Here is a 23,396-nt window from a genome sequence, read left to right as displayed (position 1 = left end):
CTCCGGGATCAGGGATGAAAAACGCCTCCTCGCTCGAACGGCGCCTGCGCGCGGAAATGACCGGCGACGTCCTGTTCGACGGTTTCAGCCGCGGCCGTTACGCCACCGACGCCTCGTTCTACCAGATCATGCCTACGGGCGTGGTGGTGCCCAAAACCATGGACGAGGCCCTGCGGGCGCTGGCGATCGCTCGCGACGAAGGGCTGAAGGTCACCCCGCGCGGCGGCGGCACCTCGCAATGCGGCCAGACCGTCAATGACGGGCTCGTGGTCGACCTCTCGAAGCACCTCAACAAGATCCTCTCCCTCGACGTCGAGGGCCGCACCTGTGTGGTCGAGCCCGGCATCGTGCTCGACGACCTCAACCGCCAGCTCAAGAAACACGGCCTGTGGTTTCCGGTCGATGTCTCCACGGCTTCGCGCGCGACCATCGGCGGCATGGCCGGCAACAATTCCTGCGGCGGCCGCTCACTTCGCTACGGCACCATGCGCGACAACACGCTGTCGATGGAGGCTTCGCTCGCCGACGGCACGCTGAGCCGGTTCGGCGAGGTCTCGCGCGATCTCTCGGACAGCGACGCCGGTGAGACCATGCGCGCTTTGTTTCGCGACATGCTCGATCTCGGCGAGCGTGAGGCCGACGAGATCGCGGCACGCTTCCCAAAGGTGCAACGCCGGGTCGGCGGCTACAATCTCGATGCGCTCACGCCACGCAACGCGCGCAACAACATGGCGCATCTGCTGGTCGGCTCCGAGGGCACCCTCGCCTTCACCACCAAGGTCGAGTTGAAGCTGTGGCCCGTCATCCGCAACAAGGCGCTCGGCGTCTGCCATTTCGGCAGCTTCTACGAGGCGATGGACGCGGCCCAGCATCTGGTCAAGCTCAAGCCGATCGCGGTCGAGCTGGTCGACCGCACCATGCTCGCGCTCGGCCGCGACATCGCGATGTTCCGGCCGATCATCTCCGCCGCGATCAAGGGCGATCCCGATGCCGTTCTGGTGGTCGAGTTCGCAGAGGAAGATCAGGCCGATAACCTCGCGCGCCTCAAGCAGCTCAACGAGCTGATGGGCGATCTCGGCTTCGGCTGGAACAACGACACCCGCAAATGGGGCGGCGTGGTCGAGATCACCGAGCCCGCGCTGCAGGCCGGCATCGCCGATTTCCGCGCCGCCGGCCTCAACGTCATGATGTCGATGAAGCAGGAGGGCAAGCCGGTCTCCTTCGTCGAGGACTGCGCCGTGCCGCTGCCGCATCTCGCCGACTATACGGCGCGGCTGAACGAGGTGTTTGCCAAGCACGGCACCAGCGGCACGATGTACGCGCACGCCTCCGAGGGCTGCCTGCATGTCCGCCCCGTGCTGAATCTGAAGCTGGAGAAGGACGTCAAGGCGATGCGCGCGATCGCCGAAGAGGCCTTCGAGCTGGTGCGCGAGTACAAGGGCTCGCATTCCGGCGAGCATGGCGATGGCCTGGTGCGCTCCGAATTCCACGAGACCATGTTCGGCGAGCGTCTCGTCGCCGACTTCCGGGAGGTGAAGCACCGCTTCGATCCCGATGGCGTGCTCAATCCGGGCAAGATCGTCGACGCGCCGAAGATGGACGACCGCTCGCTGTTCCGCTTCAAACCCGACTATCGCGTCGCCGACCTCAAGACGAAACTCGACTGGTCGGCTTATCCCGGCGCCGCCGGCGGTTTCCAGGGCGCGGTCGAGATGTGCAACAACAACGGCGCCTGCCGCAAGCTCGAAGGCGGCGTGATGTGCCCGTCCTATCGCGCCACGCGCAACGAAAAGGACGTCACGCGCGGGCGCGCCAACACGCTGCGGCTGGCGATCTCCGGCCAGCTCGGCCCCGATGCGCTGTCGTCCGACGAGATGATGGAGACGCTGAAACTCTGCGTTTCCTGCAAGGCCTGCCGCCATGAATGCCCGACCGGCGTCGACATGGCCAAGATGAAGATCGAGGTGCTGGTCGCGCGCGCCGCCAGCCACGGCCTGACGCTGCGCGACCGGCTGGTCGGATATCTGCCGCGCTATGCCGGCCTCGCCTCGCGCTTCGCGCCGCTGGCGAATTTTCGCAACCATAGTCCGCTGCTGCGAAAGCTGTTCGAGCGCTTTGCCGGCATCAGCGCGCGCCGCGCCCTGCCCGCCTTCCGCAGCGACGTCTTCGTGCCGCCCGCGGAAGCGGTTGGGCCGGCTGCGGGCCGCGAGGTCGTCCTCTTCGCCGACACGTTCAATCGCATCTACGAGCGCGAGAACCTCGACGCCGCGTTGCGCGTGCTCACGGCCGGTGGCTATCGCGTGCACATGCCGAAACCCGCGAGCGGCAGCCGCCCGCTCTGCTGCGGCCGCACCTTCCTCTCGGCTGGTCTCGTCGATGAAGCCAGGTCCGAGCTCGACCGGCTCGTCGCCGCGTTTGCGCCCTTTGCCGCGCGCGGCGTGCCGATCGTCGGCCTCGAGCCGAGCTGTCTGATGACGCTGCGTGACGAGCTCGCTTCGTTGCGCAAGGACAACGACGCCAAGGCGGTCGGCGCCCATGCCCTCACCTTCGAGGAGTTCCTGGTGCGCGAGGCGGAGGCCGGCCGGCTGCAACTGCCGCTCGGCACCGTCGCCGAGAAGGCCATGGTGCACGGCCACTGCCACCAAAAGTCCTTCGGCGCCTTCAAGCCGGTCGAGCAGGTGCTGCGCCTCGTCCCCGGCCTTGAGGTCAAGACCATCGAGTCCAGTTGCTGCGGCATGGCCGGCGCGTTCGGCTATGGTGCCGATACCTATGATGCCTCGATCGAGATGGCCGAGCTGTCGCTGCTGCCCGCCGTGCGCGGAGCGGACCAGACCACGCTGGTGATCGCCGACGGCACCTCCTGCCGACACCAGATCCACGACGGCGCCCAGCGCGAGGCGCTTCATGTCGCCCGCGTGCTGGCGATGAGCATCGATCGCGCCAAGACCAATTCCTCAACCAACCCTGCTGCAAAGGAACCCAGCCATGGCTGACCTCACGCTCGATACCGCCCGCAAGATCCTGGACGCCGCCTTCGCAAAGTCCGCCGAGCTGAAGCTGAAGCCGCTGGTCGTCACCATCCTGGACGCGCGCGGCGTGCTCAAGATCGCGGCCGCGCAGGACGGCACCAGCCTGATGCGCGCCGAGATCGCGCACGGCAAGGCCTATGGCGCACTCGCCATGGGCATGGGCTCGCGCGCGCTGTTCCAGCGCGCCCAGGAGCAGGCCTATTTCATCGACGCCGTGAACACGATCGCGAAGGGCGCGCTGGTGCCGGTCCCCGGCGGCGTGCTGATCATGGACGGCACGACGCTCCTTGGCGCGGTCGGCGTGTCCGGCGACACCTCCGACAATGACGAAGCCTGCGCGGTCGCGGGCATCCAGGCGGCAGGCCTGAAGGCCAACGCGGGCTGACGGTCTGTCCCGTAGCCCGGATGAGCGAAGCGACATCCGGGGGGCATCGTGGACGTAGCCCCGGGTATCGCTTCGCTCACCCGGGCTACAAGATCGTGCGCTGCCCGACGGGCAAAACACCCCATCGCTCGGTCAACCGCCCCTCATCAAAATATTCGCCTTTACAGAATTTCTGATTTGTCGCATTCTCTGCCCATCCTGATCCGGGACAAGGGGCGGTCGTACGTCGTCGCGAACCGTGGATCGGGTCGCGGTGGACGCGAGCGGTGCCGATGCGGATGAGAGCGTGCAGGGCGGGATGAACCCCGTGAGCGCGCTACCTTCCGCACACGACGGACGGCACCGAATGCGTACGGCGAAACCGTGTGGTCCTGACCGTCGTTGCTACGGTCAAGCCTCTGCGAATGCGGCGTTGCCCCAACCGGGGTTGCGTCCCGCGAATTTCGCCGAGGCGACGGAGGCAAGAAGGAATTCGTCTCCGGGGAGAGCGCGCATAAGCCGTCAGACCACTGCGCAGGGAAGGCCGGATGTTCGGCTGCCCTGTATCGCTCCTGTGCGTTGCGTGTGCATCGTTCTTGCACGGGAGTTTTGCGGGTGCCAGCCGGCACCCGGCCTTCCCTGCGCCCTGTCTTCAGAGAGGGCGTGATGAGGAGCGCAAAACTCGGGCGGGATCCGCCGCGAGAAGGAGAAGGCGTGCCTATGAGGCCGTAGGATGGGTGGAGCACTTGCGAAACCCATCATGCTGCGGCCTGGAGACGATGGGTTTCGCTTCCGCTCTACCCATCCTACGATTGTGCGAGACATGACGTGGAAGGGCGGTGGAGGAAACCGTCGAGAGCACCGCGCACTCGTGCCCCGGACGCAGCGCAGCGCGGGAGCGGTGCGCTGCAGAGCCGGGGCCCATCTCACCGCATGTCCCCGTGCCGCCTTCTGGGTCCCGGCTCTGCGCAGCAACGCTCACGCGTTGCAGCGCGTCCGGGACACGAGAGAGCAGCGGCCCCCTACCTTCCCGTCCACACCGGCTTGCGCTTCTCGCCGAACGCCTTCAGCCCCTCCTTCGCGTCCTCGGTCATGGCGAGCAGCGCGATCTGGCTCTCGGTGTAGGCGATGCTCTCGTCGAACGACATCGAGGCGATGGCGCGCATGGCGTATTTTCCGCGGCGGATCGCGGTTGGGGATTTATCGACGATGCGGCCGATCAGCCAGTCGACCTTGGCATCGAGCTCGGCGGTGGGCACGACGTAGTTGAGCAGGCCCGCGGCTTGCGCGGCCTTGGCATCGAACGGCTCGCCGGTCAGCGCCCACTCGTTGACGAGGCGCGGCGGCGCGATCGACTGCAGCAGGCTCAGCACCTGCATCGGGAACACGCCGACCTTCACCTCCGGCAGGCCGAAGATGACGTGATCGGCGGCAACCGCCATATCGGTCATGCAGAGCAGGCCCATGCCGCCGGCCATGCAGACGCCGCCGACCCGCGCAATCGCCGGCTTGGTGGCGTTCTGTGACAAACGTAACAGATCGGCATAGTCGACATTTGGTTTGGAATGATCCATCGCGAAAGCCGCGCCGGAATTCTGCAAGTCGGCGCCCGCGCAGAACGCCTTGTCGCCCGCGCCCGTCAGCACGATGACGCGGACGTCCTTGTCGTCATGCGCGTCGCGATAGCCCTTGGTGATGCCGGCGATGACGTCTCCGTTCAACGCGTTGCGTTTCTCCGGCCGGTTGATGGTGATCCAGAACGCCTGCCCGCGCTTTTCGGTGATGATTGCTGTGTTGTCGGTCATGACACGCTCGCTTCCTTGCTCCCGTTTTGCAGCCATTTGCGGCAGGTCGGGCGGCAGGTGCAAGCGCAATCTGTGGCGAGGCGTCGCTTTAGCGACTCGACGCAAATTGCAGGCGATCGAAGCGCCAGCGCGCTCTCAGACAGCCACGGCCTTTTTGATCCAGACCTTGTTGTCGTGGAACGCAGCACCACCGATCGGCGCGATCGTGTCCGCGCCCGTCAGCGTGTTGATTCCGCGGCCGCCGATATGATTCTTGTTGGGGTGAACGGACTCCGCGATCAGCACGCCGCGCCGCACGCCTTCGAACAGCGCAGCGACCAGCGTGGTCTCGCCGCGGGCATTGCCGAGCGTCACGGCATCGCCGTCGGCGATGTCGAGCGCGGCCGCATCGAGCGGATGGATCATCACGTTCGCCTGGCCCTCGCGCGCCTGCGAGGACGGCGTCTCGTTGAAGGAAGTGTTGAGGAAGCTGCGCGAGGGGCTGGTCGCAAGCCGGAACGGATGGGCCTGATCGGTATGCTCGATCACCGCCCAATGGTCCGGCAGCGACGGCATCTTGTCGAATTCGCCCATGGTGCGACCAAACGGCGGATGCGCCCAATCGGCCTTGAAGTGGAATTTTTTGTCAGGATGGGCGAAGCCATCGAGATAATGCGAGGTGCGGAAGTCCGGCTGCAGGTCGCGCCAGATATCGGCCTCGAGGCCGGCGATGTCGCCGTGGTCGCTGAGCCTGAGCGTCGCGTCGATCAGTTCGCGCGGCGTCATCTCGAAACCCCGGTGCTGCGCGCCGAGCCGCGGCGCCAGCGCCTGCATGACCTCGTGGTTGGAGCGGCATTCGCCGGGCGGATCGATCAGCTTCGGCCCGACCGAGATGTGCTGGTGGCCGCCGCCGTAATAAAGATCGTCATGCTCCATGAACATCGTCGCCGGCAGCACGATGTCGGCCATCAGCGCCGTTTCGGTCATGAACTGCTCGTGCACCGCGACGAACAGATCCTCGCGCGCAAAGCCCTGGCGCACCAGCGCCTGCTCCGGCGCCACCGTCATCGGATTGGTGTTCTGGATCAGCATCGCCTTCACCGGCCCCTTGCCGAGCAGGGCCTCGGCATCGCCGGTGAGGATGCGGCCGATCTGCGACTGGTCGAGCGCGCGCGTGGCCGGGTCGATCGCGTCATGACCTTCGATGATGGATTCGTTGAAGTGCCACAGCGCGTAATTGTTGAAGAAGGCGCCGCCGCCTTCGTACTGCCAGGCACCGGTCACCGCGGGAATGCAATTCGCAGCATGCATCTGCGTCGCGCCGTTGCGCGAACGCGTAAAGCCGTAACCGAGCCGGAAGAAGGTCCGCTTGGTCTCGCCGACGGCCTTGGCAAAGGCCTCAATCTCCGCAACCGGCACGCCGCAGATCGCGGACGCCCATTCCGGCGTGCGCGTCTTCAGATGCGCCTCGAGTTCGTCGGGGCAGTCGGTGTATTTGTCCATATAGGCGCGGTCGGCATAGCCGTCGCGGAACAGGACATGCATCACGCCGCAGGCAAACGCGCCGTCGGTGCCGGGCCGCAGCAGGATCTTGATGTCAGCCTGCTTCATGGTGTCGTTGTCGTAGATGTCGACCGCCGCGATTCTGGCGCCGCGCTCCTTGCGGGCGCGCGAGGCATGCGTCATCACGTTGACCTGGGTGTTGACCGGATTGGTGCCCCAGATCACGACGAGATCGGACAGCGCCATCTCGCGCGGATCGGCGCCGGCGATCTTGCCGGTGCCGATAGCGAAGCCGATGCGCCCGACATTGGCGCAGATAGTCTGATAGAAGCGCGAATACTTCTTCACATGCGTGAGGCGGTTGAGGCCGTCGCGCATCACCAGCCCCATCGTGCCGGCGTAGTAGTAGGGCCAGATCGATTCCGCGCCGAACGCGCGCTCCGCCTGGTTGAAACGCTGAGCGATCTCGTCGAGCGCCTCGTCCCAGGGGATCCGCTCGAACTGGCCCGAGCCCTTCGGACCCGTTCGGCGCATCGGATACATGACCCGCTCGGGGTGATGGATGCGCTCGGCGTAACGGGCGACCTTGGCGCAGACGACGCCAGCCGTGTAGGTCTGCTTTTTCGAACCACGAACGCGACCGATGCTTCGGCCTTCGACCACCTCGATATCGAGCGCGCAGGCCGACGGGCAATCATGCGGACAGGTCGAATGGCGGATTTCGATCTTGGCGTGCTGGTTCATGGCCAAATTCGTAACACCAAAATACCGGGCAGCCGAGGGCATTTATCCGGCAGTGCCCATGCGATTTGCTCAAACCGTGCGCGCCTGCGGTTCCTGCCGCGCCTGCGAAAGGCGGCGCGGCCACACCGAAAGCCGCCCGATATTCCCTGCATCTTCGCCCTTGTGAGGCGTCGACAGTCCGCATTCCCTGCCGCTACAGTGCCGGCCAACAAAAACGATATCAGGGAGGTGGGCGTGATGGCCCGACGTCTTATGCTGGCGCTGGCCGCCGGCCTGCTCGCCGCGTTCCCCACTGCCCCCTCCCTCGCGCAGGATTATCCCAACCACGCCGTCCGGATCGTCGTGCCCTTCGGGGCCGGCGGGCCGGCCGATGTCACGGCACGGCTGATCGGCAACGTGCTCCAGGAGAGTTTTGGCCAGCCGTTCGTGATCGAGAACCGTACCGGCGCCGGCGGCGTCATCGGCACGGTCGAGGCGGCGAAGTCGCCGGCCGACGGCTACACGCTGCTGATGATGTCCAACACCCAGACCGCGAACGAATCGCTGCTGACGCCGGACAAGCGCAAATACGAACTGATGCGCGATCTCGCGCCGATCGCGCCGGTGAACTATTCCGATCTCGTCATCGTGGTGAACCCGCAAGTCGCGGCAAAGACGCTGCAGGAGTTCATCGCGCTCGCCAAGTCGCAACCGGGCAAGCTGAACTACGCCTCCTCCGGCCAGGGCACGCCCTATCACATGGCCGGCGAGCTGTTCAAAGCCATGGTAGGCATCGATATCGTCCACGTCCCCTACCGCAACAGCGGCGAGGCGCGCAGCGGCGTGATCGGTGGACAGGTGCAGATGATGATCGATGCGGTGCCGGCGATGGCGCCGAATATCGGCGAGAACCAGGTGCGCGCGCTTGCCACCACCGGCAAGCAGCGTTCCGCAGTGCTGCCGAACGTGCCGACCGCCGGCGAGGCCGGTGTCCCCGGCTATGAGGCAACGATCTGGCTCGGCCTGATGGCGCCGGCCGGCACGCCAAAGCCTGTCATCGACAAGCTCAACGCCGCCGTCAACGCAATGGTGAAGCGGCCGGACATCGTCAAACTCTGGTCCGAGCAGGGCGCCGTCCCCATGTCAATGACACCGCAGGAGTTCGACAAGTTCCTGCGTGGCGACATCGAGAAATGGGCCGATGTCGTCAAGAAGTTCGACAAATCCTGAGGCCGTACTGGTCATGCCCACCGTTCAATTCCAGCTCAACGGCGTAGCAACCGTCGTGGATGCCGATCCCGATCAAACCCTGCTCGACGTGCTGCGCGGCCGGCTCGGCATCACGGGTGCGCATTTCGGCTGCGGCGCCGGTGAATGCGGGGCATGCCGCGTGATGGTCGATGGCCACGCGATGACATCCTGCGACATGCCGATGTGGTCGGTCGCGGACAAGGATGTCGTCACGGTGGAAGGCATCGGTACGCTGGAGCAGCCGCATCCGCTGCAACGCGCCTTCATCACCGAACAGGCGATGCAATGCGGCTATTGCGTTACGGGAATCCTGATCAGCGCCGCGGCGTTGCTGAAGCGCAATCCGTCGCCGACGGAGACCGAGGTGAGAGCGGCGCTCGACCGCAATCTGTGCCGCTGCGGATCGCATAACCGCATGGTTCGCGCCGTGCTGCGGGCGGCTTCGGAGATGGCAACGTCATGAGTGCGCCGTCCCCTGCTCCGAAACTGCCGGTGAGCCTGGCGGCCAATCCAAGACTGTCGTCCTGGGTAGGGTTCACCGGCGAGGGCCGCGTGGCGATCTCCCCCGGCAAGGTCGAGATCGGCCAAGGCATCGTCACGGCGCTGGCGCAGATCGCTGCCGACGAGCTCGATGTGGATCTTGGCCGGATCGAGATGATCCGCGCCTCGACCGCAATGAGCCCCAACGAAGGCGTCACCTCCGGCAGCCTGTCGATCCAGCAATCCGGCCGCGCGCTGCGTCACGCCTGCGCCGAGGTGCGCCAGCGCTTCCTTAACGCTGCATCGGAGCGTCTCGGCGTCGATGCCTCGCTGCTCGCGATCGAAGACGGCACCATCTCCGGTCCCGGCAATGTCAGGACCAGCTATTGGGAGCTGGCGGGTGACGTCTCGCTCGACCACGACGCCGCCGCGGGCGTTGTCGCGAAGCGCGCCGCCGAGCGCAGCGTCGCCGGACATTCGGTCCAGCGTGTCGATATTCCCGACAAGGTGTTCGCGCGGCCACGCTTTATCCACGACAGCGCGCTGCCGAACCTGCTGCACGGCCGCGCGCTCCGGCCGGACATTTCCGGCGCCAGGCTGACCGCGCTCGACGAAACGGCTGCGCGGGCCGTTTCCGGCCTCGTCGCGATCGTTCGCGACGGCGGCTTTGCCGGCGTGGTTGCCGACAGCGAGGCGGCGGCTGAAGCCGCGCTGAAGGCCTTGCGCAAGGGCGCGACCTGGTCGGCCGGCGAACCGTTGCCTGATGAGGACGATCTGGCCGGCTTCCTGAAGAGCCAGCCGGTTGAGACGACCGTCATCGACACCCGAACGGCGGCAGCGACGAACAAAGCTGCGCGGACACTCCGCCGGCAATACGTCCGCCCCTACATCGCCCATGCCTCGATCGCACCGTCCTGTGCGATGGCGCGATGGGACGGCGATCGTGTCCATGTCTGGACTCACAGCCAGGGCGTCTATCTGCTGCGCGCCGATCTTGCGATCGTGCTCAAGCTGCCGCCCGAGAGCATCGTCGTCGAGCATATGGAGGGCGCCGGCTGCTACGGACATAACGCAGCCGACGACGTCGCGCTCGATGCCGTGCTGCTGGCGAAAGCCGCCGGCGGACGCCCGGTCCGGGTACAGTGGTCGCGCCACGACGAGATGTCCCATGCGCCGTTCGGCGCAGCCATGGCTATCGAGATCGAGGCCGATCTCGATGCGGACAACGAGATCGTCGGCTGGCGCCACGCGATCTGGAGCAACGGCCATGCGGCGCGGCCCGGGCGCGCCGCGCAGCCGGCGCTGCTCGCCGCATCCGAGATCGCGAATCCCTATCCGCGCATGATCTCGTCCAATCCACCGGCCGCCAATGGCGGCGGCGGCGACCGCAACTCCGTTCCGCTCTATGACCTCCCGGCCTGGACGATCACGAGCCATCGGCTGCTGACCATGCCGGTGCGTACCTCGGCGCTGCGGACGCTGGGCGCGCAAGGCAATGTGTTCGCCATCGAATCCCTGCTCGACGAGATCGCAGCCTTGCGCGGCGAAGACCCGATCGAATTCCGCTTGCGGCAGCTCCGCGACGAGCGCGCCAGGGATGTCATCCGCGCTGCCGCCCGGCGCGCGCAGTGGAAACCGCAGAAGCAAGCCGGAATCGGCTATGGCGTTGCCTTCGCCCGCTACAAGAATATGGGCGCCTATTGCGCGGCAATTGCCGAGATCGAAGGCGCAGACGACATCCGCGTCAAACGGCTGACGCTCGCGGTCGATGTCGGCGAGGCCATCAATCCCGACGGCGTCATCAACCAGATCGAGGGCGGCGCGATCCAGGCGACGAGCTGGGTGTTGAAGGAGCGCGTCCGCTTCGACCGGACGCGCATCACGTCCACGTCCTGGACCGACTATCCGATCCTGACCTTCAGCGAGGTGCCGGCGGTGGATGTCGAGATCATCCAGCGGCCGGAGATCGAGCCGGTCGGAGCGGGCGAAGCTGCCCACGGCCCGGTGACGGCGGCGATCGCGAATGCGGTGTATGATTGCCTCGGCGTCCGCGTGCGCGACTTGCCGATCACGCGCGACAGGATCATTGCAGCCATGGAGCTCGCATCGTGACGACAGTGACCATTTTGAGCGGCGGCGCGGCACAGGGCCTGGTGCGCGGCCTCACCGAGGTCTTCAAGGCGCAGACCGGCTTCGGCATCGACGGCGAGTTCGGCGCGGTCGGCATCATGGCCGACAAGTTGCGCGCGAGCACACCGGCTGATCTCGTGATCCTGACGCAGGCGTTGCTTGCGAAGCTTGCCGAGGAAAGGCTCATCCTCCCCTCCTCGATCGCTGATGTCGGACGGGTCGAGACCGCGCTGGCCGTCCGCAACCGCGATTCCAAGGTGACGGTGAAGACCGAGGTCGGCCTGCGCGAGGTGCTGCGTTCCGCGGACGCCATCTACGTCCCGGACACAAAAGCCTCGACGGCGGGACAGCACGTCGCAAAGGTGCTGGACCAGCTCGGCATCGCCTATGAGGTCGCTTCGCGCCTGAAGATCTATCCGAACGGCGCGACCGCGATGCGCGAGCTTGCGAACTCGACCGCGACGCGGCCGATTGGATGCACCCAGGCGACCGAGATCATCGCGACCGACGGCATTGCGCTGTCGGGCTCGCTCCCGCCCGGATGCGAGCTGGTGACCATGTACACAGCCGGCGTGACCGCACAGGCCGCGCATCCGAAGGAGGCCGCCGCGCTGATCGCATTGCTCACCGGCGCGGATCACAGGGAGCTGCGCCAGCGCGTGGGGTTCGCCGGCTGAGCGCCGGCGACCACCCTATTTGTGCAGCTGGGTGAGGCCGGTAGGCGGACCATCGACGGCGGTCCAGCCGCCATCGACGAACATGGTGCTGCCGCTGACATAGCTCGCGGCGTCCGACGCCAGATAGGCGACCGCGGTGGCGACCTCGTCGGCGCTGCTCCATCGGTTGAACACGGTGTGACCGGCGTAGAGATTGTAGATGTCCGGCCGCTGCTTGAACGGGCCGGTCAGCGCGGTCTCGGCGATGCTCGGGGCGATCGCGTTGACGCGAACTCCGGCATGGCCGACCTCGGAGGCAAAGCCCTTCACCAGGAGGCCAATCGCCGCCTTGGTCGAGCCGTAGACGCCGAGGCCCGGCTCGATGGTCACCGCGCGCACCGACGAGCAGGCGATGATGCTGCCACCCTTCTGCGCGACCATGATGCGGCCGAAGGCCTGGAAGAACCAGACGGTGCCCTTGACGTTGAGGTTGAGGACACGGTCGAGATCCTCCTCCGTGTAGTCGAGGATGGTCTTGCGGATGTTGAGGCCGGGCGTCGTCACGGCGATGTCGAGCCGCTGGAACTTTTGCATCACGGTTTTCGCCAGCGCGTTGACGTCCGCAGCACTCGCGGCATCGCAGCTGGCAGCTTCCGCCCAGCCGCCCTTGTCGCGGATGCCGGCAGCGGTCGCTTCCGCTGCGTCAAGCGCGCGATCGGCACAGACGACGCGGGCTCCTAACCCGGCCAGCGCCTCGGCGGACGATTTGCCGATGCCCGATGCGGCGCCGAGCACCACGGCTGTCTTGCCGGTGAGATCGAAGAGCTTGCGATAGTCAGTCACGGACGGATTCTCCCTGTGTTGCTGCTATCCCTTGTAGCCCATCAGCAGGCGGGGCAGCCACAGCGAGAACGCGGGGACGTAGGTCACGAACATCAGAGCTGCGATCAGGGCAGCGTAGAACGGCAGGATGGTGCGCATCACCGCGCCTACCGAGATGCCGCCGATGGCACAGCCCACGAACTGCGTCGTTCCGACCGGCGGGGTGTTCAGGCCGAGCGCGCAGTTGATCAGCATCAGCATGCCGAATTGCACCGGGTCCATGCCCGCCTTCATCGCGATCGGCAGGAAAATCGGGGTGCAGATTAGGATGGTCGCCGCCATGTCCATGAACGTTCCGAGCACGAACAGGATGATGTTGATGAGCAGGAAGATCATCCAGGGTTGCGAGGACACCTTGCTCATCAAATCGCCGGCGAAGTCGGCCACCTCGTAGAGCCCCATCAGATATTGGAACATGGTGGAGACGCCGATCAGCAGCAGCACTACGCCCGTCGTCTTCACCGCCTTCGCCGCGGCCCGCAGGAAGTTCGGCAGGGTCATCGTGCGGTAGATGAAGAACGTCAGCAGGATCGTGTAGGTGACCGCGACGGCCGCGGATTCGGTCGCCGTGAAGACGCCGGACAGGATGCCTGCCAGGATGATGCCGACGATCAGAAGGCCCGGCAGCGCGGCCGCGAACGAGCGGAACACCTCGGGCCAACCCGGGAACTTGCCGGCGGGATAGCCGCGCTTCACCGCGACCGCGTAGGCGGCAACCAGCATACACACCATCAGCACCAACGCCGGCAGGAGACCGGCCGCGATCAGCGCACCGATCGAGACCTTGCCGCCTGCGGCGAGCGCATAGATGATCATGTTGTGGCTGGTCGGCATCAAGGCTCCGACCAGCGAGGCGTGGGTGGTGACGTTGACGGCGTAGTCGGTGTCGAACCCTTCCTTTTTCATCATCGGGATCATCACCGCGCCCATCGCCGACACGTCGGCCACGGGCGAGCCGGAGACGCCGCCGAACAGCGTGCAGGCGACCACATTCGACATGCCGAGCCCGCCGCGGATGTGTCCGACGAGATTCTTGGCGAGCTGCACGATCTTGTCGGCGACGCCGCCATGCAACATCAGCTCGCCGCTGAACACGAAGAATGGGATGGCTAGGAACGAGAAGATGTTCATCCCCGACATCATCTGCTGGAAGATGACGGCGACCGGCAGGCCTTCGTAGAGGATCGTGCAGATGGCCGACAGGCCGATCGCGAAGGCGACGGGGACGCCGAGGACGAGGAAGCCGAAGAAGGTGGCGCCGAGGATGATCAGTTCCATGAGGGGACGACCTCTTCGCCGCGCAGAAGCGCTATGATGTGCTCGATTGAAAAGGAGACGATCAGGACGCCGGAAGCGATCAGCGGCACGTAGCGGATCACCTCGGGCAGGCCGAGATTGGGGATTTTCACGGTTCCGACCGAGGCCCCGAGGATCCAGCCGTTGTAGGCCATCGCAACCCCGAACACGGCGACCAGAACGTGGATCACGATCTCGATCTTCTCGCGTACATGATCCGGCAGCATGACCAGCAGACTGTCCATGCCGATGTGTCCGGCATCGCGCACGCCGACGGCGGCACCGATCAGCGTGACGTAGAGGATCAGGACCAGCGCGAGGTTTTCCGTCCAGGTCGGGCTGGAGTTGAGCACGTAACGTCCGAACACCTGGTAGAACACGATGGTGACGATGACGAGCAGACCGGTCACGGACAGATACATGCCCCAGCGAGCGATGGGAGCATTGATCCGCGTCAGCAGGCCGGTGGACGGACGTGCCGGTACCTCCTGCTCGTGGCTTGCAACATGCGGGTCTGTCATCGGCGTCTCCTTGCGAGGGTCCGGCGTCGCCTCGCGGCGACACCGGACGCGGCGCGATGGTCTTACTTCGTGTCCTGGATACGCTTGACGAGGCTCTGCAGCTTCTCGTCGCCGGCGAATTTCTGGTACACCGGCTTCATCGCATCGACGAACTCCTGCTTGTTGGCGATCGTGATGACCTGAACGCCGGCCGCCTCGACGGTCTTGCGGGAGGCCTGCTCACGCTCGTCCCAGAGCTTGCGCATGACGGGCACCGATTCCTTGGCCGCCTTGCGGACCATCGCCTGGTCCTCCTTGCTCAGCGTGTCCCAGACCTTTTTGGACATCACGAGGACTTCGGGCGCCAGGGAGTGTTCGGTGACGTTGTAGAACTTGGCCGCCTCGAAATGGCGCGAGGATTCATAAGAAGGCCAGTTGTTCTCGGCAGCGTCCACGAGGCCGGTCTTGAGCGCGGTGTAGACCTCGCCATACGGCATCGGCGTCGGGTTGGCGCCGAGGCTCTGGATCATGCCGACCCAGAGGTCGGATTGCTGGACGCGGATCTTGAGGCCCTTGAGGTCGGCGAGCGACTTGACCGGTGCCTTGACGGTGTAGATCGACCGGGCGCCGCTGTCGTAATAGGCAAGGCCGACCAGGCCGGCGGGCTCCATGGCCGCCAGGATCTCGTCGCCGATCGGCCCGTCAAGGACGGTACGCATGTGCTGCGTGTCGCGGAAGACGAAGGGCAGACACAGCGCGATGGTCTCGGGCACGAAATTGTTGAGCGGCGATGCGTTGATCCGCATCATGTCGAGCGCGCCGATCTTGAGCTGCTCGATGGTGTCCTTCTCGGAGCCCAGGGCGCCATTCGGGAACACCTTCACGCCAAGCTTGCCGCCGCTCGCGGTGGCGAGCTGCTTGCCCATGAACTTGACGGCTTCGACCGTCGGATAATCGGCGGGGTGGATGTCGGCGGAGCGGAGATCGCGTGCGGTCGCGAAGGGCGCTGAGAGCGCGAGCGTGGCGGCTGCGATGATACCGATCAGTGTCTTCATCTGGGCTTTCCTCCTGAGTTGATTATGTCGTCGTTGGGCAGGTGCTGCCGGCCGCCTTGGGTCGCTCCACTTCAGGTGTGAAGTCAAGCGTCACAACCGCACCACCTTGGTAGGATTGCGCGGCCGAGTCGAGCGGATTTGGCTGATTGATGAGAGCGCGCGGGTCGATGCGGTGCCGGGACGGCAAGTGCCGGTCCCCTGCAATCCCGCCTCGCCGTCGGCCGGTGCCGGACGCGAGATAACGATGCTCGTCGTACCCATGGTCGTTCCTCATTCATTCGGGCTCGACCGCTATTGGTTGCGGCTTGGAGGTTTGGGCGAGACGGTCCGCCTTACCCCCGGTGCGATGCGCGCTCCATCAGCGCGATTTCGCCAGTGTCGTCCGTAGGGCGGGCGGCATTTTGTGTCCAAGCCAAATCCGGCATCGATCAATGCTGGAGTTGCATCGATCGATCAGGCGAAACTTCCGGCGGCAAGCAGCGGACAGCACCGATTTTCCGAAGGCATCCGCACCGGCGCGTGACTTGACCTCGCAGGTCGGGCCCCCTCAAGATGCGCCGAAACAGAACGGACCATCGCGAGGACATGCCCATGCCGCGGAAGCTGATCGATATTTCCGTGCCGCTCCGAAACGACGTGACCGCCGATCCGCCGGGTAATCACCCGACGATCCAGTATATCGATCACCAGCAGGGCCTGCCGCGGATGCTGCAGTTTTTCGACGGCCTCAAGGCGCAGGATTTGCCGGACGGACAGGGCTGGGCAGTCGAGCAAGTCTCGCTGTCGACCCATAACGGCACGCATCTGGACGCGCCCTGGCACTTCCATCCGACCATGAACCGCGGCGAGCGGTCATGGACCATCGATGAGGTGCCGCTGGAATGGTGCTTTCAACCCGGCGTGAAGCTCGACTTCCGGCACCTGCCTGATGGCTACGTGGTGACGGCCGCCGATGTCGAAAAGGAACTCAAGCGCATCGGGCATGCGCTGTCTCCGCTCGAGATCGTCGTCGTCAACACCAGCGCCGGCGCGAAATTCGGCCAGGCCGATTACGTCAACTCCGGCTGCGGCATGGGTTATGACGCCACCATGTACCTGCTCGAACGCGGCGTGCGGCTGACCGGCACCGACGGCTGGAGCTGGGACGCGCCGTTCGTCTACACCGCGCGGAAATATGCGGAAACAAAAGACGCCGGCCTGATCTGGGAAGGCCACAAGGCAGGACGGCACATCGGCTATTGCCATCTCGAGAAGCTGCACAATCTCGACAAGCTGCCCTCGACCGGATTCACGGTCTCATGCTTCCCGGTGAAGATCGAGCGCGCCTCCGCGGGCTGGACCCGCGCGGTCGCCATCATCGAAAATTAGACCGGGGTCGTCATTCGCCGTCGAGGCCGCTCTCGGCGAGTTCGCGCAGCGCGTCGATATCGAGCACGACGATGGCGCCGTGCTCGAGCCGAACCCAGTTGCGTCCGGCCCAGGCGCGCAATTGCTTGTTGATGCTCTCGCGCGTCATCCCCACCATCTCGCTGATCTCCTGCTGCGTGATCGCGAGTGTGCCGCTGCCGGAGTCGAACTTGCGTTCTTCGGTCAGCCCGAGCAGCGCGCTTGCGAGCCGACCGGGGAGATTCTGCAGGATCACCTGTTCGACCTGCTGGCTGGTCCAGCGCAGGCGCGCGCAGAGCAGTTCGATGAATTTCATCGCCAGCGCCGGCTGGCTCTTGACGAACGGAAGGAAGTCCCGGCGGTCGATGATGTAGAGCTCGCAATTGGTGTTGGCGGTCGCGTCCGCCGAACGCGGCGCACCGTCGAGAACCGCGATCTCGCCAAAGATTTCTCCGGGACCGATCAGATTGAGAATGGCATTCCGGCCATCCGGCGACGAAGAGGAAATCTTGACTGTCCCGGCGATGACCGCGAACAGATTGTTGCCCGGGATCGCCCTTGGCGGCGATCGTCGCACCGCGCTTCACCATGGTGTGCTTGGCATAGCGGCAAAGCTGGTCGAGCGCGTCCGGCTCCAGATCCGCGAAGATCGGGTGCTTGCGCAGGACCGATAATTTATTGCCCGCCGATTGTCGGGGGTCGCCGGTCTTGTCCTGAGGCACGCCGCGGGGCTCCTAAGACTGCGAGGCACTGAAGTTCCTGCGTAGTCAACGTTATCAGGCTTTTCAACCGGAAAGCATGCGCACGTTTTGAGCCAAATACGGCGAAAATGCCGCGGGGGGACGCAAAGGCAGCATCCGAAGGATGAGCCATGGCGCCCCGGTCGATGCAGAGTTGCGGGTATGCACGTCGCATTGCGTTGAGGCGCTGCCGAACAGCCACGAGCTGTCCAAGGAAGCCTCCACCGTAGGTGCGAGAAAACGCGATTGTGATCTCAGGAGCTTCTGCGCCTGACGTCCGAATCGAGGTGCCTGGTCTGCCGGTCCGCCCAAGCCAGAGCCCCGGCGAATGCAACAAAGATCGCCACGACGATAACCGTCACCAGCAGCGCGTCAGTCGGCATGATGCCCTCCCCGATTTGTTTTGGGGATTATTGGCCGCACGCGGCCGACGTCATTGATCGGGATCAAAAATGGGAGGGGGCAGGACCAGGCTTCAGGCCGCGGCCAAGGCCTCGACCTTCGCCGGATCGAGCAGGCTGACGCCGCCATGAATGATCTCGATCACCCCGTGGCGCTCCAGCTTGGTGAAGGTGCGGCTGACGGTTTCGATGGTGAGGCCGAGATAGTCGGCGATGTCCTGCCGGCTCATCGGCAGCGGAACCGTGTCGGATGAGCCCTTGAGCGAAACCAGCCGCTCGCGCCAGCCGAGCAGGAACGTCGCGACCTTCTCGTCCGCCGAGCGGCGCCCGAGCAGGACCATATGGTCACGCGCCTGGCTCAACTCGCGAATCGCCAGCTCGTTGATTCGCCTGAGCAGATGCGGCCGGTCCTCGATGAAACGGCCAAAGGGCGCCTTTGCGAACTGGCACACGGTGACGGTGCCGATCGCGTCGGCTGAGAAATTGTGGCGGCCGGAAATATTCATCCCCAGGAAATCGCCCGGCAATGCGAAACCCACGATCTGCCGCCGTCCATCGGGCAGCAGCTTGTAGAGCCGCATGACGCCTTCGAGGAGGTTGTAGAACGAGGTCGTGATGTCCTCCTCGGAGAACACGGTCTCGCCCCCGTCGAAATGGACGCGGCGGCCCAGATGCTCGAATTCCCTGAGTTCGGCCGGGTCCAGCGACGCACACACCGCGAAGTCGCGGACCGCACAATCGCTACAGAAATGCCCGCCCGGCTCGATCGTCACCACGGAAGCCTTCATCCACCGCTCCAAGCGCCGGCTGCCCCGCATCGGGCCTGGTCCACCGCGCTGGCTGCATTTTACTGCACTGCGCCAAACCCAATTGACCCAGATCAATTTTGGCGGACATCCCCGCCTTATTCTCATTCCAGAGTTCGAGGGGATCGCTTTCCATGCTGCAAACCGCGCTGCGCCACGGCCTGATTGGGCTGCTCCTGATCACGCCTGCGCTGGCGGCCCCGACCGCCGAACAGCGCGGCAAGGCCTTTGCGCGGGCCAATTGCGCCCGATGCCATGCGATCGACCGGGTCTCGAAGAGCCCACTCGGGATCGCGCCGCCGCTGCGCACGCTGCACCAGCGTTATCCGATCGAGGCCCTCCAGGAGGCGCTGGCCGAAGGCATCTCGACCGGCCATCCCGACATGCCCGCCTTCGAGCTCACCCCTGGCGAGATCCACGACCTGCTGTCCTACCTGAAGACGCTGGAATAGCGGCCTCAGACCGCCTGCACCGTCCAGCCGATCAGCTCCTTCGCAATGCGGGCAAAGGCTGCGTCGAACGCCGCGACTGCGGCAGCCGGTTCGACCTTGTCGAGCTTCTCGCTGGTTTCGACGAGGCGGGACGCAACCACCTTGCCGTTCTTGTCGACGATCCGCGCCGACAGGCCGATCTCGACCCGCGTCTCGCCCTCGGTGGCGATCCGGAAGCGCCTGATGTCGATCAGGAGCTGGTAGTCCGCCTGGCCGAGATCGATCGTGCGCAAGGGCGCGTGGGCGATGTCGTAATTCTCAAAACTGTCGATCAGGCGCGCCTGCACCAGCTTGGGGATGCTGTCGGCCCAGAGGAATTCGGCAAAACCCGGATTATCACCAACGGGCGAAAACAGCATGCGCTGGGTCTGGAGCATCGCAACCGCAGTCGGCTCGGGAATCGCCAAGGACGCCGAGAGCGTCTTGCCGGCCGGCCCGAGGTTCTGAGGCGTGCGCAGGTCATAGGTGATTTTCTGCGCGGGCGTACCGCCCCCGGTCATCTTCTCGAGGCCCGCCAAAATGCCGTCGATCTTGCCGGTGTTGCGCGCGAGCCCGTCGGAGAACGTCTTCAGATTCGCCATGGTGTCCTTCAGCGGACCGGAATTATCCTCCAGCACGCTATCGACCCGCCGCAGCGCATCGCGCGCCGCCTGCGTCATGCTCTGGCCTGCACCGGCCTCGGCGATCAAGGTCAGCGGCTCGCGAGATTTGGCGACGATTATGCCGCCCTCCAGCGTCACCACGGGCACGCCGGTCAGCCCCTGGAAATCGAGCCCGACCTTGGTATCGGTGCGCACCGGGGTGGTGGCGGCAACCGAGATCGTCGCATTGACGAAGCGCGGATTGTCCGGCGCAAGGCCAAGCTGCGTGACCTCACCGACCCGGATGCCGTTGAACAGGACGCCGGCGCCCACCAGCAGGCCCGGCACGGGTCCCTGGAATTGCACGCGGTAATTCGTGCGCGGCCCGATGCCGCCGGTGTTGTTGAGCCAATAGACGAAGCCGAACACCGCAACAATGGCGGCCAGCACGAAGCTGCCGATCAGCACGTAGGGAGCGCGGGTTTCCATGTCTCATCTCATTTCGTGTTGCAGCATCTGCGAGCGCTTGCCGTGGAAATAGGCGCGCACCCAGGGATGCTCGGATTGCAGCAGTTCGCGCATCGGGCCAATCGCGACGATCTTGCCGTCGGCAAGCGCAGCGACGCGGTCGCAGACCGTGGTCAGGCTCGCCAGATCATGGGTGACCATGAAGACGGTGAGCCCCAGGGTTTTTTGCAGCGTCCCGATCAGGGCGTCGAAATCGCCAGCGGCGATCGGATCGAGGCCGGAGGTCGGCTCGTCCAGGAACAGGATCGGCGGATCGAGCGCGAGTGCGCGGGCCAGTGCCACGCGCTTGGTCATGCCGCCGGACAGCTCGGCCGGATATTTGTCGGCATCCTGCGCTCGCAGCCCCACCATCTCTAGCTTGGCGATCGCGATCTCGTCCATCAGTTCCTGCGACAGCACGAGATTTTCGCGCAGCGGAAACTGGACGTTCTGCCGGACCGTCAGCGAGGAGAACAGCGCCCCCTGCTGGAACAGGATGCCCCATGTCGTGGCGGCGCCATCCTTGCGGCCGCCGATCGGCTGGCCCATCACTTCGATTGTGCCGCCCTGGCGCGGGATGAGGCCGATGATGGTGCGCATCAAGACCGATTTGCCACCACCGGACGCACCGACGAGCCCAAGGATCTCGCCCCTGCGGACGTCGAGCGACAGTTGATTGAGCACGGTCTGACGGCCGAAACCAACCACGAGGTCGCGGACGCGGATCGCGAACTCCTCTTGCGTCACCTCCATCGTCACATTCCAATCGAGGCGAAGAAGATCGCGAACAGGCCGTCGAGCACGATCACCAGGAAGATCGATTTCACCACCGACGTCGTGGTCTGCCGTCCGAGCGACTCGGCGCTGCCCTTCACGCGCAAGCCCTCGCTGCAGGCGACGATCCCGATCACTAGCGCCATGAACGGCGCCTTCAGGATGCCCACCTCGAAATGGGTGACGGAGATGGCCTCATGCAGCCGCGCGATGTAGATCGCCGGTCCCATGTCGCCGTAGAATTGCGCGACCAGACCGCCGCCGTAGAGCGCGGCGACCGATCCGATGAAGGCCAGGATCGGCAGCGCGATGACGAGAGCCGCAACGCGCGGCAGGATCAGGACATGGACGGGATCGAGGCCCATGGTCGAGAGCGCGTCGATCTCCTCGCGCATCTTCATCGAACCAAGCTCGGCGGTGTAGGCGCTGCCCGAACGTCCCGCGACCATGATGGCGACGATCAGTACGCCGAGCTCGCGCAGGACCAGGATGCCGACCATGTCGACGGTGTAGGATTCAGCGCCGAACCGGCGGAAATGGAAGAAGCCCTGCTGGGCGATGATGGCCCCGATCAGGAAGGTGATCAGCACGACGATGGGGATCGCCTGCCAGCCGATGCGGTAGAGCTGGTAGACCAGCGATGTCAGCCGCAGCGAGCGCGGCCGGCGCAGCACGCCGACCACGGCCATGAACAATGCGCCGAGCATTTGAAGAAAAATCGTGATGTCTTCGCGCGCACCGACCGTGGATTTGCCGAGATCGCCAAGCCTGAGCAGCACCGGATTTGGCGCGGCCGCAGGCGGCGGCGTGTGGCGATTGACCTGGCGGACCTCGTCCATCAGGCCACTGAAATGGTCGGCGACACCGATGAATTCGGCCGATCTGCCTGACGACGCGGCCCTGCGCGACAGCTTCTCCAGGACCCAGGCGCCGAGCGTGTCCAGGGCGCTGACGCCCGACATGTCGAGCGTCACGGCTCTGGACCGATCGACATCCGCCCCGACCGATCGGGACAGCGTTTCAAGCATCGTCACGTTCGCTGCGGTCCAGGGCCCTTCCGGGCGCAATTTCAGCGCATCGCCAGAGGGCGTCGCCAGCAACAGCGGTTCGGAGTTCACGCTTCCACCTCATCGGGACAATTGGTCCCCATTCAGCCGCCACTTCTAGGCCAGCATGTGGCGGCCGGTTTGACCTGCCTCAACACCGCCGCCGCGCGCCTCCCTTGACGCAAATCAAGCGCGGCCGCGTCGGCGGGCCTAGGTTCGCCCCATTCAATGGAGGCATCATATCCATGTTCGACAGCGACAGAATGAGCGAAGAACTGCGAACGTTGAAGGTCGACGTCACGCGCCTGCTGAGCACGGCCGGCGAGGAGATGTTCGAGAGCTCGAAAGACCGGGCCGAGGCTCTGGCCGACCAGATCAAGGCCGCGCTGGCCGAGCTCGGCGAGACCGTCAGCGAGGAGCAGGAGGAGCTTCAGGGCCTCATTGCAGATCGCCCGATCACGTCCCTCGCCTCGGCCTTTGCGCTCGGCGTGGTCGTCGGCTTCATGCTGAGGAGACACTAGGTGAATACGGAGAATGTCGTCAAACATCTGCGCGCGCTGTGGCGCACCGACAGGATCATCGCCGAGATCAGGCTGCGCCATCTGTTGACGGGCCTCGGCCTGCGTGCCTTTGCAGCACTCATCGCGGCATTCGGGCTTCTGATGCTGGAGCTGTCGGCCTATTTCGCACTGGTGCAGATCTGGAGTGCCATCGCGGCCGCCGCCATCCTCGGTGCCGTCAATTTCGCGATCGCAGCGGTTCTCTTCGTCATTGGCGGCCGGTCGCCCTCCGGCCGCGACATCGAGCTCGCCAATGAGATTCACGGCGCCTCCATCGAGGCCCTGCAGATCGAGGCACGCGCGCTCCAGGCCCAGGTGTCGGGGGCGGTGCATCATCCGCTGAGCACGATCGTGCCGGTGCTGGTGCCGCTGATCGCAATCATCGTGAAGAGCCTGCGGAAGTCGGCCAAGGAGAGCGCCGCGGCAACGTCGGCCGAGGCGCGCTCCTAGC

21 protein-coding genes and 1 pseudogene are annotated in these 23,396 nt (G+C 65.2%); 10 read left to right on the top strand and 12 right to left on the bottom strand.

Annotated features, from left to right (window positions below):
• The first annotated feature begins 14 nt into the window (after positions 1 to 14).
• Positions 15 to 2,993, top strand: a complete 2,979-nt coding sequence (locus tag VGR99_RS10660) for an FAD-binding and (Fe-S)-binding domain-containing protein (RefSeq protein WP_326898299.1) — start codon at positions 15 to 17, stop codon at positions 2,991 to 2,993.
• Positions 2,986 to 3,414, top strand: coding sequence for a GlcG/HbpS family heme-binding protein (locus tag VGR99_RS10655; RefSeq protein ID WP_326898298.1), 429 nt, complete (start codon positions 2,986 to 2,988; stop codon positions 3,412 to 3,414). Before VGR99_RS10660 ends, VGR99_RS10655 begins: the two co-directional genes overlap by 8 nt.
• A 1,001-nt stretch (positions 3,415 to 4,415) precedes the next feature.
• Here the strand turns inward: VGR99_RS10655 and VGR99_RS10650 are convergent.
• Positions 4,416 to 5,198, bottom strand: a complete 783-nt coding sequence (locus VGR99_RS10650; protein WP_326898297.1) for an enoyl-CoA hydratase/isomerase family protein — start codon at positions 5,196 to 5,198, stop codon at positions 4,416 to 4,418.
• Between the two features lie 135 nt (positions 5,199 to 5,333).
• Positions 5,334 to 7,424, bottom strand: a complete 2,091-nt coding sequence (locus VGR99_RS10645) for a molybdopterin oxidoreductase family protein (protein ID WP_326898296.1) — start codon at positions 7,422 to 7,424, stop codon at positions 5,334 to 5,336.
• A 237-nt stretch (positions 7,425 to 7,661) separates the two neighbouring features.
• On the opposite strand from VGR99_RS10645, the gene VGR99_RS10640 reads away from it, so the two are divergent.
• Genes VGR99_RS10640 through VGR99_RS10625 form a run of 4 tightly spaced genes read left to right on the top strand, consistent with a single transcriptional unit; the run spans position 7,662 to position 11,941 of the window.
• Entirely contained in the window at positions 7,662 to 8,633 is a 972-nt protein-coding gene (locus VGR99_RS10640) for a tripartite tricarboxylate transporter substrate binding protein (RefSeq protein ID WP_326898295.1), read from the top strand.
• Positions 8,634 to 8,646: 13 nt separating this feature from the next.
• Positions 8,647 to 9,117 carry a (2Fe-2S)-binding protein gene (locus tag VGR99_RS10635; RefSeq protein ID WP_326898294.1) on the top strand — a complete coding sequence of 157 codons (471 nt, stop codon included), beginning with the start codon at positions 8,647 to 8,649 and terminating at the stop codon, positions 9,115 to 9,117.
• Positions 9,114 to 11,246: a xanthine dehydrogenase family protein molybdopterin-binding subunit gene (locus VGR99_RS10630; protein WP_326898293.1), complete on the top strand. Its 2,133-nt coding sequence runs from the start codon at positions 9,114 to 9,116 to the stop codon at positions 11,244 to 11,246. The genes VGR99_RS10635 and VGR99_RS10630 overlap by 4 nt, the downstream gene beginning before the upstream one ends.
• Complete coding sequence (locus VGR99_RS10625; RefSeq protein ID WP_326898292.1) at positions 11,243 to 11,941, top strand: substrate-binding domain-containing protein; 699 nt, start codon at positions 11,243 to 11,245, stop codon at positions 11,939 to 11,941. Before VGR99_RS10630 ends, VGR99_RS10625 begins: the two co-directional genes overlap by 4 nt.
• A 15-nt stretch (positions 11,942 to 11,956) precedes the next feature.
• Here VGR99_RS10625 and VGR99_RS10620 read toward each other — a convergent pair whose 3' ends face one another.
• The 4 genes from VGR99_RS10620 to VGR99_RS10605 all read right to left on the bottom strand — a co-directional run bounded on the left by VGR99_RS10620 (position 11,957) and on the right by VGR99_RS10605 (position 15,653).
• Positions 11,957 to 12,763, bottom strand: coding sequence for an SDR family oxidoreductase (locus tag VGR99_RS10620; RefSeq protein WP_326898291.1), 807 nt, complete (start codon positions 12,761 to 12,763; stop codon positions 11,957 to 11,959).
• A gap of 24 nt (positions 12,764 to 12,787) precedes the next feature.
• The gene (locus tag VGR99_RS10615; protein WP_326898290.1) at positions 12,788 to 14,080 is read right to left on the bottom strand and encodes a TRAP transporter large permease; all 1,293 of its coding nucleotides are present in this window, start codon (positions 14,078 to 14,080) and stop codon (positions 12,788 to 12,790) included.
• Positions 14,071 to 14,619 carry a TRAP transporter small permease gene (locus VGR99_RS10610; RefSeq protein ID WP_326898289.1) on the bottom strand — a complete coding sequence of 183 codons (549 nt, stop codon included), beginning with the start codon at positions 14,617 to 14,619 and terminating at the stop codon, positions 14,071 to 14,073. Before VGR99_RS10610 ends, VGR99_RS10615 begins: the two co-directional genes overlap by 10 nt.
• A 62-nt stretch (positions 14,620 to 14,681) precedes the next feature.
• On the bottom strand, positions 14,682 to 15,653 hold the full coding sequence (locus tag VGR99_RS10605; RefSeq protein WP_326898288.1) for a TRAP transporter substrate-binding protein: 972 nt from the start codon (positions 15,651 to 15,653) through the stop codon (positions 14,682 to 14,684).
• Positions 15,654 to 16,244: 591 nt separating this feature from the next.
• Here VGR99_RS10605 and VGR99_RS10600 point away from each other — a divergent pair.
• Complete coding sequence (locus tag VGR99_RS10600; RefSeq protein WP_326898287.1) at positions 16,245 to 17,021, top strand: cyclase family protein; 777 nt, start codon at positions 16,245 to 16,247, stop codon at positions 17,019 to 17,021.
• Positions 17,022 to 17,031: 10 nt separating this feature from the next.
• Here VGR99_RS10600 and VGR99_RS10595 read toward each other — a convergent pair.
• From VGR99_RS10595 to VGR99_RS10585, 3 genes and pseudogenes are all read right to left on the bottom strand, one after another.
• A pseudogene (locus VGR99_RS10595) lies at positions 17,032 to 17,761 on the bottom strand (Crp/Fnr family transcriptional regulator).
• Between the two features lie 272 nt (positions 17,762 to 18,033).
• Positions 18,034 to 18,162 carry a hypothetical protein gene (locus VGR99_RS10590; RefSeq protein ID WP_326898286.1) on the bottom strand — a complete coding sequence of 43 codons (129 nt, stop codon included), beginning with the start codon at positions 18,160 to 18,162 and terminating at the stop codon, positions 18,034 to 18,036.
• 92 nt (positions 18,163 to 18,254) lie between these two features.
• Positions 18,255 to 18,968, bottom strand: a complete 714-nt coding sequence (locus VGR99_RS10585; protein ID WP_326898285.1) for a Crp/Fnr family transcriptional regulator — start codon at positions 18,966 to 18,968, stop codon at positions 18,255 to 18,257.
• Positions 18,969 to 19,120: 152 nt separating this feature from the next.
• Here VGR99_RS10585 and VGR99_RS10580 point away from each other — a divergent pair, with 152 nt between their 5' ends.
• Positions 19,121 to 19,438 carry a cytochrome c gene (locus tag VGR99_RS10580; protein ID WP_326898284.1) on the top strand — a complete coding sequence of 106 codons (318 nt, stop codon included), beginning with the start codon at positions 19,121 to 19,123 and terminating at the stop codon, positions 19,436 to 19,438.
• Positions 19,439 to 19,443: 5 nt separating this feature from the next.
• Here VGR99_RS10580 and VGR99_RS10575 read toward each other — a convergent pair whose 3' ends face one another.
• The 3 genes from VGR99_RS10575 to VGR99_RS10565 are packed head-to-tail and all read right to left on the bottom strand — an operon-like array spanning position 19,444 to position 22,457.
• Positions 19,444 to 20,547: an ABC-type transport auxiliary lipoprotein family protein gene (locus VGR99_RS10575; RefSeq protein ID WP_326898283.1), complete on the bottom strand. Its 1,104-nt coding sequence runs from the start codon at positions 20,545 to 20,547 to the stop codon at positions 19,444 to 19,446.
• A gap of 3 nt (positions 20,548 to 20,550) precedes the next feature.
• Positions 20,551 to 21,318: an ABC transporter ATP-binding protein gene (locus VGR99_RS10570; protein ID WP_326898282.1), complete on the bottom strand. Its 768-nt coding sequence runs from the start codon at positions 21,316 to 21,318 to the stop codon at positions 20,551 to 20,553.
• A gap of 2 nt (positions 21,319 to 21,320) precedes the next feature.
• A complete protein-coding gene (locus VGR99_RS10565; RefSeq protein WP_326898281.1) occupies positions 21,321 to 22,457 on the bottom strand; it encodes an ABC transporter permease in 1,137 nt (378 codons plus the stop codon).
• Positions 22,458 to 22,630: 173 nt separating this feature from the next.
• Here VGR99_RS10565 and VGR99_RS10560 point away from each other — a divergent pair, with 173 nt between their 5' ends.
• Entirely contained in the window at positions 22,631 to 22,906 is a 276-nt protein-coding gene (locus VGR99_RS10560; protein ID WP_326898280.1) for a hypothetical protein, read from the top strand.
• Entirely contained in the window at positions 22,907 to 23,395 is a 489-nt protein-coding gene (locus VGR99_RS10555) for a phage holin family protein (RefSeq protein WP_326898279.1), read from the top strand.
• Position 23,396 lies beyond the last annotated feature (1 nt).

Origin of the sequence: Bradyrhizobium sp. (assembly GCF_035935975.1) — a bacterium.
GTDB lineage: Bacteria > Pseudomonadota > Alphaproteobacteria > Rhizobiales > Xanthobacteraceae > Bradyrhizobium.
This window is presented reverse-complemented; position numbering and strand designations above follow the sequence as displayed.

Coding starts and splice junctions, on each gene's coding strand:
- VGR99_RS10635 (WP_326898294.1), top strand. CDS start 8,647: ATGCCCACCGTTCAATTCCAGCTCAACGGCGTAGCAACCGTCGTGGAT.
- VGR99_RS10585 (WP_326898285.1), bottom strand. CDS start 18,968: ATGAAGGCTTCCGTGGTGACGATCGAGCCGGGCGGGCATTTCTGTAGC.
- VGR99_RS10610 (WP_326898289.1), bottom strand. CDS start 14,619: ATGACAGACCCGCATGTTGCAAGCCACGAGCAGGAGGTACCGGCACGT.
- VGR99_RS10560 (WP_326898280.1), top strand. CDS start 22,631: ATGTTCGACAGCGACAGAATGAGCGAAGAACTGCGAACGTTGAAGGTC.
- VGR99_RS10580 (WP_326898284.1), top strand. CDS start 19,121: ATGCTGCAAACCGCGCTGCGCCACGGCCTGATTGGGCTGCTCCTGATC.
- VGR99_RS10630 (WP_326898293.1), top strand. CDS start 9,114: ATGAGTGCGCCGTCCCCTGCTCCGAAACTGCCGGTGAGCCTGGCGGCC.
- VGR99_RS10655 (WP_326898298.1), top strand. CDS start 2,986: ATGGCTGACCTCACGCTCGATACCGCCCGCAAGATCCTGGACGCCGCC.
- VGR99_RS10650 (WP_326898297.1), bottom strand. CDS start 5,198: ATGACCGACAACACAGCAATCATCACCGAAAAGCGCGGGCAGGCGTTC.
- VGR99_RS10615 (WP_326898290.1), bottom strand. CDS start 14,080: ATGGAACTGATCATCCTCGGCGCCACCTTCTTCGGCTTCCTCGTCCTC.
- VGR99_RS10605 (WP_326898288.1), bottom strand. CDS start 15,653: ATGAAGACACTGATCGGTATCATCGCAGCCGCCACGCTCGCGCTCTCA.
- VGR99_RS10640 (WP_326898295.1), top strand. CDS start 7,662: ATGGCCCGACGTCTTATGCTGGCGCTGGCCGCCGGCCTGCTCGCCGCG.
- VGR99_RS10570 (WP_326898282.1), bottom strand. CDS start 21,318: ATGGAGGTGACGCAAGAGGAGTTCGCGATCCGCGTCCGCGACCTCGTG.
- VGR99_RS10590 (WP_326898286.1), bottom strand. CDS start 18,162: ATGCCGACTGACGCGCTGCTGGTGACGGTTATCGTCGTGGCGATCTTT.
- VGR99_RS10660 (WP_326898299.1), top strand. CDS start 15: ATGAAAAACGCCTCCTCGCTCGAACGGCGCCTGCGCGCGGAAATGACC.
- VGR99_RS10645 (WP_326898296.1), bottom strand. CDS start 7,424: ATGAACCAGCACGCCAAGATCGAAATCCGCCATTCGACCTGTCCGCAT.
- VGR99_RS10600 (WP_326898287.1), top strand. CDS start 16,245: ATGCCGCGGAAGCTGATCGATATTTCCGTGCCGCTCCGAAACGACGTG.
- VGR99_RS10575 (WP_326898283.1), bottom strand. CDS start 20,547: ATGGAAACCCGCGCTCCCTACGTGCTGATCGGCAGCTTCGTGCTGGCC.